The following is a 14,259-nucleotide window of genomic DNA, read 5'->3' as shown; positions in this document are numbered from 1 at the left end:
CAGACATAAGCACTACGAGAGACCGGAAAGAACCAACATGAATGACGTAGCAACGGCGCTGGGCAGGCTCGAGGAGCTTGCCATTGAAGTACCCTCCTGGGCCTACGGCAACTCGGGCACCCGTTTCAAGGTGTTCGGCACGCCGGGCACGCCGCGGACGGTGCAGGAGAAGCTGGCGGACGCCGCGAAAGTGCACGAGCTCACCGGCCTGGCACCCACCGTTGCCCTGCACATTCCGTGGGACAAAGTGGACGACTACGCCGCCCTGCGGGAGTACTCGGCGGGCCTGGGCGTGGGCCTTGGCACCATCAACTCGAACACCTTCCAGGACGACGAGTACAAATTCGGTTCCCTGACGTCCTCCAACGAATCGGTCCGCCGCAGGGCGATCGACCACCACCTGGAATGCATCGACATCATGCACGCCACCGGCTCCCGGGACCTGAAGATCTGGCTGGCTGACGGCACCAACTACCCGGGCCAGGACGACATCCGCGGCCGGCAGGACCGCCTGGCGGAGTCCCTGCAGGAAATCTACGCAGGCCTTGGAGAGGACCAGCGGCTGGTCCTCGAGTACAAGTTCTTCGAGCCCGCTTTCTACCACACGGACGTTCCGGACTGGGGTACCTCCTACGCCCAGACCCTTGCGCTAGGGGAGAAGGCATTCGTCTGCCTCGACACCGGCCACCACGCCCCGGGCACCAACATCGAATTCATCGTGATGCAGCTGCTGCGCCTGGGCAAGCTGGGCTCCTTCGACTTCAACTCGCGCTTCTACGCGGATGACGACCTGATCGTCGGTGCCGCGGATCCGTTCCAGTTGTTCCGCATCATGTATGAGGTGATCCGCGGCGGCGGCTTCGGCAGGAATTCCGGCGTGGCTCTCATGCTGGACCAGTGCCACAACCTGGAGGAGAAGATCCCCGGCCAGATCCGCTCAGTGCTCAACGTCCAGGAAATGACGGCGCGTGCGCTCATGGTGGACACCGCGGCCCTGGGTGAGGCCCAGCGGAACGGCGATGTCCTGGCCGCCAACGCCGTTTTCAACGACGCCTTCTACACGGACGTCCGACCGGCCCTGGCCGCATGGCGTGAATCCCGCGGCCTGCCCGCGGACCCGATGGCCGCCTTCAAAGCCAGCGGCTACCAGAAACAGATCAACGAGGACCGCGTGGGCGGCCAGCAAGCCGGATGGGGCGCCTAGGCATGAATATGCAAAACACTGTTAACAAAACTGTTGAAGAACTGATTGCCCGGTCCAACCGACTGGGTGCGGACAAGCGGAACACCAACTTCGCCGGCGGCAACACCTCGGCAAAGGGCACGGAGAAGGACCCGGTCACGGGCGATGACGTCCAGCTCCTCTGGGTGAAGGGCTCCGGCGGGGACCTTGGCACGCTGAAGAAGGAAAACCTTGCCGTGCTCCGCCTGGACCGGCTGAACGCACTGAAGAATGTCTACCCCGGGGTGGACCGTGAAGACGAAATGGTGGCCGCATTTGATTACTGCCTGCACGGCAAGGGCGGCGCTGCACCGTCGATCGATACCGCCATGCACGGGCTCGTGGACGCCGCGCACGTGGACCACCTGCACCCGGATTCCGGCATCGCGATTGCCACGGCCGTGGACGGGGAGGCACTGACCACCAAGATCTTCGGTGACAAGGTGGTGTGGGTTCCGTGGCGCCGCCCCGGGTTCCAGCTGGGCCTGGACATCGCCGCGATCAAGGACGACAACCCGCAGGCCGTCGGCACCATCCTGGGCGGCCACGGCATCACGGCCTGGGGCGCCACCAGCGAAGAGGCAGAGGCCAACTCGCTGTGGATCATCGACCAGGCTGAAAAGTTCATCGCCGAAAACGGCCGCCCGGAACCCTTCGGTCCCAAGCTGCCCGGCTACGGCGCTCTTCCCGAAGCCGAGCGCCGCGCCAAGGCTGCCGCGCTGGCGCCGGTGATCCGTGGCCTGGCGTCCACGGACAAACCGCAGCTGGGGCACTTCAGTGATGACGCCGTCGTGCTTGACTTCCTGGCGGCGGCCGAGCACCCGAGGCTCGGCGCGCTGGGCACGTCCTGCCCGGACCACTTCCTGCGCACCAAGGTCAAGCCGCTGATCCTGGACCTGCCGGCGGACGCGTCCGTCGAGGACTCCATCGCCAGGCTGCAGGAACTCCACGCCGACTACCGCGAGGACTACCAGGCCTACTACGAGCGCCACGCTTCTCAGGAGAGTCCGGCCTTGCGCGGCGCGGACCCGGCGATCGTGCTGGTGCCGGGCGTGGGCATGTTCTCCTTCGGGGCGAACAAGCAGACCGCACGCGTGGCCGGTGAGTTCTACCTCAACGCCATCAACGTGATGCGCGGCGCCGAGGCGATCTCCACCTACGCCCCGATCGAGGAATCCGAGAAGTTCCGGATCGAATACTGGTCTTTGGAGGAAGCCAAGCTGGCCCGGCTGCCCCAGCCCAAGTCGCACGCCACCCGCATCGCGCTGGTGACGGGTGCAGCGTCGGGCATTGGCAAGGCCATCGCCACCCGCCTCGCCGCGGAAGGCGCCTGCGTGGTCATCGCGGACCTGAACCTGGCGAACGCCCAGGCCGTTGCCGCGGAACTGGGCGGCGCGGACGTGGCCATCGGCGTGCAGGCGGACGTCACTGACGAAGCTCAGATCGCCGCGGCCATCCAGGAAGCGGTACTGGCATTCGGCGGGCTGGACCTGGTGGTCAACAACGCCGGGCTCTCCATCTCCAAGCCGCTGCTGGAAACCACCGAGAAGGACTGGGACCTGCAGCACAACGTCATGGCCAAGGGCTCCTTCCTGGTGGCCAAGGCCGCGGCGAAGGTCATGATCGACCAGGACATGGGCGGGGACATCATCTACATCTCATCCAAGAACTCCGTGTTCGCCGGCCCGAACAACATCGCGTACTCCGCCACCAAGGCCGACCAGGCCCACCAGGTCCGGCTCCTGGCAGCCGAACTGGGCGAATACGGCATCCGCGTCAACGGCATCAACCCCGACGGTGTGGTCCGCGGGTCCGGCATCTTCGCCGGCGGCTGGGGCGCCAAGCGCGCCGCCGTCTACGGCGTGGACGAGCAGGAACTGGGCAAGTACTACGCCCAGCGCACCCTGCTCAAGCGCGAGGTCCTGCCGGAGCACGTGGCCAACGCCGCCGCCGTACTCACCAGCGCCGAACTGTCCCACACCACCGGCCTCCACATCCCCGTGGACGCCGGTGTGGCCGCAGCCTTCCTGCGATGAGCGCCGTGCCAACTCCGAAAACCGTCCCGGCACCTGCCGGGGCGGTGTTCGCCGGCAGTGTGTTCGCCGCAGTCGATATCGGTGCCTCCTCCGGGCGGGTCATCCTGGGGCGCATTGCAGACCGCAGTGCCGGTTCTGAAGGCAAGGCGACGCTGGAAACGGTCCACCGTTTCCCCAACGGCGTGGTGGAGTCCGACGGCGGCCTGCGCTGGGATTTCCACGCACTTTTTGCCGAGGTGCTCACCGGCCTGGCTGCCGCGGCCCGCGTTGCGGGCGAGCGGGGCGAGGCCATCACCAGCATCGGGATCGACACCTGGGCGGTGGATTACGGCCTGGTGAACGCCGCCGGTGAACTCGTTGCCCAGCCCTTCAGCTACCGCGATGACCGCAGCCGCATCGCCGTTGCCCGGGTCCACGACAAACTGGACCCGGCCCGTCTCTACGCCACCACCGGCCTGCAGTTCCTGCAGTTCAACACGATCTATCAGCTGGCCAGCGAGCGGAACCTGGACGGGCTGCAGGCCCTGCTCATCCCGGACCTGATTGCGTTCCTGCTCACCGGCCAGCGCCGGACCGAGGCCACCAACGCCTCCACCACCGGCCTGTTCGACGCGGTAGCGGGGGAGTGGGCCACCGAATTCCTGGCTGCCTTGGACCTGCCTGCAAAGCTCTTCCCGCCGCTGATCCAGCCGGGGGAAACCGTGGGCACCCTGCTGCCCGGTATGGCCGCCAGCACCGGACTGGACCAGGCAACGAAGGTGGTGGCCGTCGGTTCGCACGACACCGCCTCCGCCGTTGCCGCCGTGCCCGCCGGGACAACCGGCGTTGCCGGGGCGGAGAACTTCGCCTACATCTCCTCGGGGACGTGGTCGCTGGTGGGCGTCGAACTCCGGAAGCCGGTGCTCACCGAAGCGAGCCGGCAGGCGAACTTCACCAACGAGCGCGGCGTGGACGGCACCATCCGGTACCTCCGCAACGTCGGCGGCCTCTGGCTGCTCAGCGAATGCCAGCGGACGTGGGCACAGCAGGGATACACGGCCGCGCTGGACGAACTGCTGGCAGCCGCCGCCGCGCTGCCGTTTGGCGGACCCCAGATCAACGCCGACGATCCTTACTTCATCGCCCCCGACAACATGCCCGAACGTATCCGCGCCGCCGTCCGCAACACCGGCGACGTCCTCACCGACAACCCCGCGGCAATCACCCGGTGCATCCTGGACAGCCTCGCCGCGGGCTATGCCCGGACCATCGCCGACGCCGAACGCCTCGCGGACGTGCCCGTCGATGTGGTGCACATCGTGGGCGGCGGCTCGCAAAACCGGCTTCTCTGCCAGCTCACCGCCGACGCCACCGGAAAACGCGTCATCGCCGGGCCCGTCGAGGCAACCGCCCTGGGCAACGTCCTGATCCAGGCCCGGGCGGCGGGCGCGGTGTCCGGAGGCCTCGGCGAACTCAGGGCACTGGTGCGCGGCTCGCAGCCGTTGGAAAGCTACCAGTCGGCGCTGGTCTGAGTGGCTGCTGGAAACTGCCGCGCGTGCCTGACACCATCACCACTACGCACCTATCAGCCCGCTTCACAGAACCGGAATCCCGATGCCCCTCTTCGACCTCCCGCTTGAGCAGCTCCGAAACTACACGTCCGCCGTCACCGCTCCCGCGGACCTTGACGCCTTCTGGGACCGCACCATCAGCGAAGCCCGGGAGCGCCCGCTGGACGCAGTCTTCGAGCCCGTGGACAACTACCTGACCGTGATCGACACCTTCGACGTCACGTTCTCCGGCTTTGGCGGTTCCCAGGTGAAGGGCTGGCTGCACCTGCCGGCGAACAGGCTGGCAGACGAGCCGCTTCCCGTCGTCGTGCAGTATGCGGGCTATTCGGGCGGGCGCGGGCTGTCCAACCAGGACACCAAGTGGGCGCAGGCCGGCTATGCGCACTTCATCATGGACACCCGCGGGCAGGGTTACGGCGGACTCCTGGGCCACACGGCGGACCCGCACCCTTCCGCGGGCGATGTGGCGCACGCGGGACTGATGACCCGGGGTGCTTCAAGCCGCGAGGACTACTACTACCGTCGGGTCTACGTGGACGCCTTCCGTGCGGTAGAAGCGGCGCAGTCGCATCCCGCCGTCGATGCCTCAAAGGTCGTGGTGGCGGGCGTCAGCCAGGGCGGCGGCATCACCGTTGCGGTGGCCGGCCTCGCGGCCGGAAGGCTCGACGGCGTGATCGCCGCGCTGCCGGACGTGCCGTTCCTGCAGGACTTCCCGCGCGCCATCGACATCACGCCGCGCGGGCCCTATCCCGAAATCGCCTCATTCCTGGCCCGCCACCGCGACCGCTACGAGTCTGTCCTGGCCGTGCTGAACTACTTCGACGGCGTCAACCTGGGACGGGCGGCAACGGCCCCGGCGCTGTTCTCGGCCGCGCAGGCGGACGACATCTGCCCGCCGTCGACCGTCTTTGCCAGCTTCAACGCCTACGGAACGGCCGCTGGAAACGAGGCTCCGGCGAAGGACATCGAGGTGTACCGCTTCAACAACCATGAGGGCGGCCAGGAACACCAGTGGAACCGCCAGCTGGAGTACCTGCGCAAGCTCCTCGGCTGAGGTTCCGCTTTCCCGGCCCACCCAACTGGCTCGCACTTAACGCTGCGAAATCGCGTTTTCGGAGCGTTAACTGCCAGTCAGTTGGGAGAGGCCGCGCGGTTAAGGCCCGCAATATGAGGTCGCGAAATGTGCATGAATTTGCGGACGGTTCGTTCGGCGGTTATGGTCTTGGCTATGACTAACCGTTGGTATGCGTATTTTTCGTTGTGCTCTGGAGGGGCCCGCGTCTAACTGACACGCATCCAACTTTCCTTCAGAGCCAACAGGGCAGAGATCATTCTCTGCCCTTCGCCATTTCTCCGGCGGGTTCTGATCTGGGCCCGCTCCGCACCACCCGGAACAGGACCCGCACACATGAGCACCGCAGCCGCTACCGAAACACAGCCTTCCTCTTCGCCGGAAGGCCCTGCGTCCGCGCAGAAATCCACGTCCAACCTGCGTGTCAGTGAATTCCAGGCGCTGCCGACTCCCCAGGACATGATCGCGGAACTGCCTCTGGACTCCCGGGTGGCAGACGTCGTGGAACGCGGCCGGGACGAAGTCCGGGCCATCATGGACGGCGTGGACGACCGCCTGCTGGTGATTGTGGGACCCTGCTCCATCCATGACCCCAAGGCCGGCCTGGAATACGCCCGCCGGCTGGTGAGCCAGGCCGAGAAGCACAAGGAAGACCTGCTGATCGTCATGCGGACGTACTTCGAGAAGCCCCGCACCACGGTGGGCTGGAAGGGCCTCATCAACGATCCCCACCTGGACGGCAGCCACGACATCGCCACGGGGCTGCGCGCGGCCCGCCAGTTCCTCAAACAGGTCACCTCGCTGGGCCTCCCCACAGCCACGGAATTCCTGGAACCCATCAGCCCGCAGTACATGGCAGACCTCGTCTCCTGGGGCGCTATTGGTGCCCGCACCACCGAAAGCCAGATCCACCGTCAGCTGGTTTCCGGGCTGTCCATGCCCGTCGGATTCAAGAACGGGACCGACGGCGACCTTCAGATTGCCGTCGACGCCTGCAGTGCCGCCGCGGCCCCCCAGGCATTCCTGGGAATCGACGGTGACGGCCGGGCCGCACTCGTGGCCACGGCCGGCAACCCGGACACCCACGTAATCCTCCGCGGCGGACGCAAGGGCCCCAACTACTCCGCGGCGGACGTCGAAGCAGCGTCGGCCAAACTGGCAGGCAAGCAGCTCAATCCGAGGCTCATTGTGGACGCCAGCCACGCCAACAGCGGCAAGAGCCACCACCGCCAGGCCGAGGTGGCACTGGAAATCGGCGCGCAGCTGGAGGACGGCGGAGCAGCGGCCGCGGCAGTTGCCGGCGTCATGCTGGAGAGCTTCCTGGTGGGCGGGGCGCAGAACCTCGACGTTGCCGAGCACGCCGCCGGTACTGACGAGCTGGTCTACGGCCAGAGCGTGACGGATGCGTGCATGGAGTGGGACGTTACGGCGTCGGTACTGGGCCAGCTGGCAGCATCCGCCCGCAAGCGGCGGGAGGCCTTGGCGGGCTGAATTTTCCCGGGGATACACCGAAAACTGGTACCGCCCAATGACTTTCACAATGGCACCATCAGCCACTAGAGTAACTAGCACAGGGTAGGTTGATGGCTCAGCATCGGCACACCGCAATGGGGTTTCAATGGGGTTGCCTTTATCAGCTGTTAACAAAGGAATAAGGGAAATGTCCGCAGAGTCGAACTTCTCGAACGCTCAGTTCTTGACTGTGGCCGAAGTGGCCGAGCTCATGCGCGTTTCCAAAATGACCGTGTACCGCCTTGTCCATTCCGGAGAGATGCCGGCCGTCCGCTTCGGCCGGTCCTTCCGGGTTCCGGAGTCCGCCGTCGAACAGTACGTCAAGGGTGCTGTTGTGGAAGGCCAGTCGGACACCGCCTGAGCTCCTCGCGGCCGCCCCGGAGGTGTCCCTTCGGGAGTGCGGTCAGTGGGTGCGCCGGATAAGCGGTACCCTGTTAGGGAACGTTTTTCGTTATTGTAAGAATCTGTTTGTTGTTTAGTCTGTTGCCTAGTCCACGGACCTCTTCCATCAGACAGGTACTCCATCTAGTTTGTAAGGAACTTTCGTGGGTTCAGTTATTAAGAAGCGTCGCAAGCGTATGGCCAAGAAGAAGCACCGCAAGTTGCTTCGTAAGACCCGCCACCAGCGCCGTAACAAGAAGTAGAGATACTTCCTACAGCGTGAGATGCCCGTTGCCTTTGGCAGCGGGCATTTTTCTTTGGGCCGTGTGGTTCCGGCAGCAGCGCTTCGGGGCGGGCAGGCGGAAGCCGCGTTAGACCGTGGGGCCGCGTTAGACCGTGGGGCCGCGGAAGCGGGTGAAGCCCCTCCAGAGGCCGTACACGGCGCCACCAACCGTGGCGGCCTTGAGGCCAAGCGTGGCGGCGCGGCGTCCCGAGCGGAAATCGTACACCGGCCAGTTGTTCTCGCGGGCGTGGCGGCGGAGTCGGGCATCGGGGTTGATGGCCACGGGGTGGCCCACCATGCTCAGCAGCGGAATGTCGTTGTGGGAATCGCTGTAGGCCCAGCAGCGCTTAAGGTCCAGGTCCTCGGCGTCAGCGATGCCCTGGACAGCCACCGCCTTGGCCTGGCCGTGCAGGATGTCGCCCACCAGCCGGCCGGTGTAGGCGCCGTCCTCGATTTCGCCCACGGTGCCCAGTGCACCGGTCAGGCCGAGCCGGGTGGAAATCACCGTGGCCACCTCAATGGGGGTCGCCGTGACCAGCCACACCATGCGTCCCACCCGGAGGTGCTGCTGGGCCAGTGCCTTGGCGCCGGGCCAGATCCTGGACTCGATCATTTCGTCGAAGACTTCTTCGCCGAGGGCCTTGATGTCCTCGACGGTGATTCCGGCGGCCAGCGTCAGGGCCGAATCCCGGACTGCATGGACGTCGTCCATGTTCTCGCCGCGCAGGATGAACTTGAACTGCTTCCATGCCATCCCGGCAGCCTGCGGCAGGGTGAACGCGCCGCGCTGATGCATTTTCCGGGCCACGTGGAAGAGGCTGGCGCCCTTCATGAGGGTGTTGTCGACGTCGAAGAAGGCGGCCTCGCCGTGCTGCAACGCACCGGCCGGCTGCCGGACTACGGCGACGTACTTCTCCTCGGGCATGACTTGAGTCTAGTCAATGGTCGACTCCACGCTGTCCCGGCCCGGCTGTCGTGGCCCCGCCGTCGCGGCGGGGCGGCAGCCCGGGCTACGGTTAAGGCATGGCAAAACCCGACGTCGTCCTGATCACCAAAGCTGACTGCCACCTCTGCGAGGCCGCGCGCGACGCCGTCGGACGGGTCACTGCCGCTTTGGGACTTGAGTGGACGGAACAACTGGTGGATAACCAGCCGGAGCTGCGCGAGCGTTACGCAGAAGAGATCCCCGTGGTGCTGGTGGACGGGATCCAGCGTGACTTCTGGAAGATCGATGAAACCCGCTTGGAACGGATCCTTCGCCAGGCCGTGGCCAAGTAGGCGCGGCGACTCCTGCTTTGTTGGCAGCGCGGACGGGGCTCTAGAGTGGACTCACAACGCGACGCAATGGAGCAGATAGTGACTTCGCTGGATTCATCCCCCGAGGCTGTGCACGGGGACAGCGGAACTGCGGCCAAGCAGATTCCGCCCGCGGCCGTGGCACGGCTGACCATCTATTTGCGCGCCCTCACCACCATGCTGGCCGAAGGCGTGGAACGCGTCTCCTCCGAGTCCCTGGCGGAAGCTTCCGGCGTCAGCTCGTCCACCCTCCGTAAGGACCTCTCGCACGTGGGGTCCTACGGCACTCGCGGGGTTGGCTACGAAGTGCAGTACCTCAGCCGCAACATTTCGGCCGCACTCGGACTCACCCGCGACTGGAAAGTGGCAATCGTGGGCGCAGGTAACCTCGGCAAGGCCCTGGCGCGGTATGGCGGCTTCGAATCGCGGGGATTCGACGTCGTGGCCATTTTCGATGCCGACCAGATGGTGGTGGGCAATGAGGTGGGCTGGCTGCGGGTCAGCGACGTAGCGGACCTCGAACCGGTCCTCCAGCGGACCGGCGCCAACATGGTGGTGCTGGCACTGCCAGCCGCCGTGGCGCAGGGCGTGTGCGACCGCGTCATCGCCGCCGGAGTGCGGAGCATCCTCAGCTTTGCGCCGGTCATGCTTCAGGTGCCGCCGGGCGTGAACCTGCGCAAGGTTGACATGGCCACCGAGCTCCAGATCCTGGCCTACCACGCCCAGCGGATCCAGTCCCCGGACGACGGCGAGTAGCACCGCCGTTGGCGGCCGGTACACCCTCCGTTCAGGCGTTAGCGGCCGTAAGGGTAACCCGGCTGCCCGTAAGGGCTTGCGAACGGGTGGTACCTCCTGAAATACGGCGCCGCGGCGGGGAGGTACAGGAGCACCATCGCAGCGACCCCGGCCAGGATGGCCGGCGTGCCCAGCCCCATTTGCAGAACGCCCAGCAGGGAGAATGCCGCCAGGACGGTGCCAAGGACCCGGGCCCAGTTCCGCCCCTTCCGAATGTTGAACGCCACCAGCGCATACATCAGCACCCCGATGGCAGCCATCAGCACCACCATTCCGACGATGATGCCCTTGAGGGCCTCAAAATCCATGTCAGCCCCGCTGGTTGCCAGCCTTGCGTCGAACTGCCGGCGCATGGCGGGGTCGTCGATTGAACCCAGCGAGAGGAACACCGAGCCAGCCCACAGGAGGCAGGCGAGGACCAGCAGCCAGAAGGAGGCATTCACCAGCGGGGGAGCGGCGCTTGCCGCCGAGTTTCCCCGTTGCGGCATTTCCGACGGGTAGACCATGTACTGCTGCTGCTGCCCGAACTGCTGCGGCTGCCCGAACTGCTGCGGCTGCCCGAACTGGGGTGCCTGACCGTATTGCGGCTGCCCGAACTGGGGCTGCGCGTACTGGGGCTGCGCGTACTGGGGCGCTTGCGCGTACTGTGAGGGGCCCTGGCCGTATGGGGGCTGTGCGTACTGCGGCGCCTGGCCGTACTGACCGCCGGATGCGGAATCGCCGGGGTACGACGGCGGGACGGGCGGAGTGCTCATGGTTGATCCTTTGCAAGTCGGTTACTGAGTAACGGGCCCACCGGGATCAGCCACATCATCCTGCCCCCAGCGTGATTTTGCTAACACGGTACCGCGTGCAGGGGCTATCTGTGCATAGTTTCCGCCTCAATTTCGGCTCAAGAGGCATCCGGACCAACGCAAAGGGCGCGGACTCCGGAGGCTGGCGATTGATCTCGCCTGGGCCGTCCAAAGTCCACGCCCTCTGGCTGTGGAACGGTGGTGCTGACGCGGTTAGCGGCCGTACGGGTTACCCGGCTGCGAGTAGGGGCCGCCGAAAGGCTGCTGCTTCTGGAAGTAGGGTGCCGACGCCGGGAGGTAGAGCATCACGATGGCCGCGATGCCAAGCAGTGCCGAGATGGTGCCGATGCTCAACGGAAACAGGCTGAAAATCGACAGGGCGGCCAGGACGGTGCCCAGGATGCGTGCCCAGTTCTTGCCCTTGCGCACGTTGAAGGCGACCAGGGCGTACAGGCCGGCGCCGATAAGGCCGATCACCACCATCATGCCGATGATAACGGGCTTGATGGACTCGAAATCCACGTCCGCCCCGCTGGCCCTCATCTGATCCTCGAACTGGCTCCGCATAGCCGGATCGTTCAGCGCGGGGATGGCTATCAGCATGGAAATGACATAGAGGACGCCCGCCGCAACGATCATCCAGAACGCATTGTTGACCATTTTCGGGACCCCGCCGGCTGCGGCACCCTGCGGCTGTTCGGACGGGTACTGGGCGTACGGGGACTGGCCATACTGCTGCGGCGCCTGGCCGTATGGCTGCTGGCCGAACTGGGGAGCGTTCTGCCCATACTGCTGCTGCCCGTACTGCGGGGCGTTTTGGCCGTACTGGGGCGCTGCCGGGGGCTGCTGGCCGGGCTGCGGAGCGTCGGGGCCAGGCTTGCCGTTCTCCGGTTCGTTCGGGTTGGCCGGGTTTGCTGGGGGCGTGCTCATAGTTGGTCCTTTGCGGGTCGACAACTGACTAAACGGGTACCGGGATCAGAAACGGTTCCCTGCCCCCAGCATGGTTTGGTTCAACCGTACCCCGCTCTGGCTCGAGGGTGGATCATTCCGGAGAGGTATTCCGGCCGGCCGGATGATGCGGCCGGATGATGCGGCCCGGGGTGCGTCGGCGGGCGCGCCGGCGCACGCGGGAGCGTGAGGCATAGCAAACCGCGTTAAACACAGCACCCGCTCCGTCGCGGTGACGGTGCGGGTGCTGTGTGTCGACTAAGCGCAGTAACTACGCGGCAGGTGCGATGAACGCGAGCTCGAGGTTGATGCCAACCTTGTCGCTGACAAGCACGCCGCCGGCTTCGAGGACGGCGTTCCAGGTCAGGCCGAAGTCCTTGCGGCTGATGGTGGTTTCGGCGGTCAGGCCGGCGCGGGTGTTGCCGAAGGGATCGACAGCCACACCGTGGAGCTCGGTCTCGAGGGCCACGGGGCGGGTGACGCCCTTGATGGTCAGATCGCCCTGAAGCTCGTAGGCGTCGCCCTTGGGAACGATGGCGTTGGAAACGAAGGAGATTTCCGGGAACTTCTCGACGTCGAAGAAGTCTTCGCCGCGGACGTGGCCGTCGCGGTTGACGTCGCCCGAGTCAAAGCTGGCGGTCTGGATGGTGGCGTTGACCTTGGATTCGGCAACGTTCTCGGAAAGTTCCAGGGTCGCCGCGGCGTCTTTGAACTGGCCGCGGACCTTGCTGATTCCTGCGTGGCGCACGGTGAAGCCGATTTCGCTGTGGGAGTTGTCGAGGGTCCAGGTGCCGGTGGTGACGTTGGCGGGCAGTGCCATGGTGTTGCTCCTTGTGATCTGTGGTGGAAAGACTCTTGCGGAAGGACATCTGATCGCCAGCTGATCCTTCTTGCTTGAAGTCTCAACTAACTGCTTCACCCAGTATAAACATGCATTTGCATCTTTTATTCCAACTCCGGGGAACATTTTTGAAAACTCCTAAGTTCTACTCCTTGTAGAAGATTTCAGATCACCCGACATCTTTGAGAAACTGGTACACATGCCCCAAGCCACTGTTCATCTCCTCCGCCACGGCGAGGTCCATAATCCGGACGGCGTCCTCTACGGACGGCTGCCGGAATTCCACCTCTCCGAACTCGGGCAGCAGATGGCCAGGACGCTCGCTGTGCACTTCAGCGACCGCGTTGCCGGCGGGGCGAACATTGTGCATCTGGTGGCCTCGCCACTCACCCGCGCGCAGGAAACCGCCCTCCCCATTTCGGAAGCGCTAAACCTCGAAATCCACACCGAGGCCCGCATCATTGAAGCCGGAAACCACTTCGAAGGACTCCGGGTCAACAAGGCGGAGCTCCTCAAGCCCAAGCACTGGCTGCACCTGCGCAATCCGTTTGTTCCGTCATGGGGCGAGCCCTACAAGGACCAGGCGGCCCGCGTTATTGCCGCCGTCCAGGATGCCCGCCGCCGCGCCATCGAGCTGGGCGGCGACGATGCCGAGGCCATCCTGGTCAGCCACCAGCTCCCCATCTGGTCCACCCGCCTGAGCGCCGAGGGTAAACCCCTCTGGCACGATCCCCGCAAGCGGGAATGCACCCTGACGTCCATCACCTCGCTGGTGTTCGACGACGACGGCACCCTCCTCCGCGTGGACTACAGTGAGCCCGCTGCCGCGCTTTTGCCCGGCGCCTCGAGCACTCCGGGGGCCTGAGCGTGTCCGGATCCAACGTCAACAACTCAGGCAGCGCGGACAGCAAAGTGATGCGCTGCGCCTCGCGCCGCAGTGTCCTGGCCGCAGGCGGTCTGGGGCTGGCCGCCCTTACCCTGGGCCTTTCTGCGTGCGCCCAGGAGGATGCACTGGCCAAACAGGCCAAGGCCGGGGACAACAAGAACTACGTGGCCGGCGACGGGTCCGTGACCGAATTCGCCGCTGCCGACCGTAAGTCCGCCGTCACCATCAAGGGGACCCTCTTCGACGGCACCGCAGTGGAGCCCGCGGACTTCGTCGGCAAGGTCACCGTGCTCAACTTCTGGTTCGCTGCGTGTGCGCCGTGCCGCGTCGAGGCGCCGTCGCTGGAAGCCCTCCACCAGGAATTCAAGGGGCAGGGCGTGCAGTTCTACGGCGTGAACCTCCGGGACGAGAAGGCGGCCGCTGAGGCGTTCGACAAGACTTTCAACCTGACCTACCCCAGCTTCAATGACAAGGACGGCGGCGTGCTCCTGGCCGTGTCCGGGCTAGTTCCTCCCGGTGCCGTGCCCACCACGCTGGTGCTGGACAAGCAGGGCCGGGTAGCCTCCCGGGTCCTGGGCGAAATCCAAAAGGGCACACTCAAGGCCCTCATTACCGCCGCCGTGGCAGAGTAACGGCGGCGCCC

At 65.6% G+C, this 14,259-nt stretch carries 15 protein-coding genes; 11 read left to right on the top strand and 4 right to left on the bottom strand.

Annotation, left to right across the window (positions count from 1 at the left end; genetic code table 11):
- Positions 1-37 precede the first annotated feature (37 nt).
- From rhaI to TV39_RS21830, 7 genes are all read left to right on the top strand, one after another.
- Positions 38-1,204 (top strand): L-rhamnose isomerase, encoded by a 1,167-nt coding sequence (rhaI, locus tag TV39_RS16715; protein WP_043483648.1) that lies wholly within the window; start codon positions 38-40, stop codon positions 1,202-1,204.
- Positions 1,205-1,206: 2 nt separating this feature from the next.
- Positions 1,207-3,258, top strand: coding sequence for a bifunctional aldolase/short-chain dehydrogenase (locus TV39_RS16710; RefSeq protein WP_200891046.1), 2,052 nt, complete (start codon positions 1,207-1,209; stop codon positions 3,256-3,258).
- Entirely contained in the window at positions 3,255-4,769 is a 1,515-nt protein-coding gene (locus TV39_RS16705; protein WP_043483644.1) for a rhamnulokinase, read from the top strand. Before TV39_RS16710 ends, TV39_RS16705 begins: the two co-directional genes overlap by 4 nt.
- 82 nt (positions 4,770-4,851) lie before the next feature.
- Positions 4,852-5,862: an acetylxylan esterase gene (locus TV39_RS16700; protein ID WP_043483642.1), complete on the top strand. Its 1,011-nt coding sequence runs from the start codon at positions 4,852-4,854 to the stop codon at positions 5,860-5,862.
- Between the two features lie 354 nt (positions 5,863-6,216).
- Positions 6,217-7,371, top strand: a complete 1,155-nt coding sequence (locus TV39_RS16695; protein ID WP_043483640.1) for a 3-deoxy-7-phosphoheptulonate synthase — start codon at positions 6,217-6,219, stop codon at positions 7,369-7,371.
- Between the two features lie 169 nt (positions 7,372-7,540).
- Positions 7,541-7,753, top strand: a complete 213-nt coding sequence (locus TV39_RS16690; protein ID WP_043429999.1) for a helix-turn-helix domain-containing protein — start codon at positions 7,541-7,543, stop codon at positions 7,751-7,753.
- A 184-nt stretch (positions 7,754-7,937) separates the two neighbouring features.
- A complete protein-coding gene (locus tag TV39_RS21830) occupies positions 7,938-8,036 on the top strand; it encodes a 30S ribosomal protein bS22 (RefSeq protein ID WP_003792170.1) in 99 nt (32 codons plus the stop codon).
- 126 nt (positions 8,037-8,162) lie between these two features.
- Here the strand turns inward: TV39_RS21830 and TV39_RS16685 are convergent, their stop codons facing one another.
- The gene (locus tag TV39_RS16685; RefSeq protein ID WP_043483638.1) at positions 8,163-8,981 is read right to left on the bottom strand and encodes an HAD family hydrolase; all 819 of its coding nucleotides are present in this window, start codon (positions 8,979-8,981) and stop codon (positions 8,163-8,165) included.
- Positions 8,982-9,079: 98 nt separating this feature from the next.
- On the opposite strand from TV39_RS16685, the gene TV39_RS16680 reads away from it, so the two are divergent.
- Positions 9,080-9,334: a glutaredoxin family protein gene (locus tag TV39_RS16680; protein WP_043483637.1), complete on the top strand. Its 255-nt coding sequence runs from the start codon at positions 9,080-9,082 to the stop codon at positions 9,332-9,334.
- Between the two features lie 78 nt (positions 9,335-9,412).
- Positions 9,413-10,108 carry a redox-sensing transcriptional repressor Rex gene (locus TV39_RS16675; RefSeq protein ID WP_043483635.1) on the top strand — a complete coding sequence of 232 codons (696 nt, stop codon included), beginning with the start codon at positions 9,413-9,415 and terminating at the stop codon, positions 10,106-10,108.
- A 38-nt stretch (positions 10,109-10,146) separates the two neighbouring features.
- On the opposite strand, the gene TV39_RS16670 is transcribed toward TV39_RS16675, so the two are convergent.
- From TV39_RS16670 to TV39_RS16660, 3 genes are all read right to left on the bottom strand, one after another.
- The gene (locus TV39_RS16670) at positions 10,147-10,902 is read right to left on the bottom strand and encodes a hypothetical protein (protein WP_043483632.1); all 756 of its coding nucleotides are present in this window, start codon (positions 10,900-10,902) and stop codon (positions 10,147-10,149) included.
- A 252-nt stretch (positions 10,903-11,154) separates the two neighbouring features.
- Complete coding sequence (locus tag TV39_RS16665) at positions 11,155-11,871, bottom strand: hypothetical protein (RefSeq protein WP_043483629.1); 717 nt, start codon at positions 11,869-11,871, stop codon at positions 11,155-11,157.
- A gap of 289 nt (positions 11,872-12,160) precedes the next feature.
- Positions 12,161-12,709, bottom strand: coding sequence for a YceI family protein (locus TV39_RS16660; protein ID WP_043483627.1), 549 nt, complete (start codon positions 12,707-12,709; stop codon positions 12,161-12,163).
- A 220-nt stretch (positions 12,710-12,929) separates the two neighbouring features.
- On the opposite strand from TV39_RS16660, the gene TV39_RS16655 reads away from it, so the two are divergent.
- Together TV39_RS16655 and TV39_RS16650 are read left to right on the top strand one after the other, a co-directional pair.
- Positions 12,930-13,595, top strand: coding sequence for a histidine phosphatase family protein (locus TV39_RS16655; RefSeq protein WP_043483624.1), 666 nt, complete (start codon positions 12,930-12,932; stop codon positions 13,593-13,595).
- 50 nt (positions 13,596-13,645) lie between these two features.
- Positions 13,646-14,248, top strand: coding sequence for a TlpA family protein disulfide reductase (locus tag TV39_RS16650; protein WP_043483917.1), 603 nt, complete (start codon positions 13,646-13,648; stop codon positions 14,246-14,248).
- Positions 14,249-14,259 lie beyond the last annotated feature (11 nt).

The organism is Arthrobacter sp. SPG23, from assembly GCF_000876655.1.
In the GTDB taxonomy this organism is placed as follows: domain Bacteria; phylum Actinomycetota; class Actinomycetes; order Actinomycetales; family Micrococcaceae; genus Arthrobacter.
This window is presented reverse-complemented; position numbering and strand designations above follow the sequence as displayed.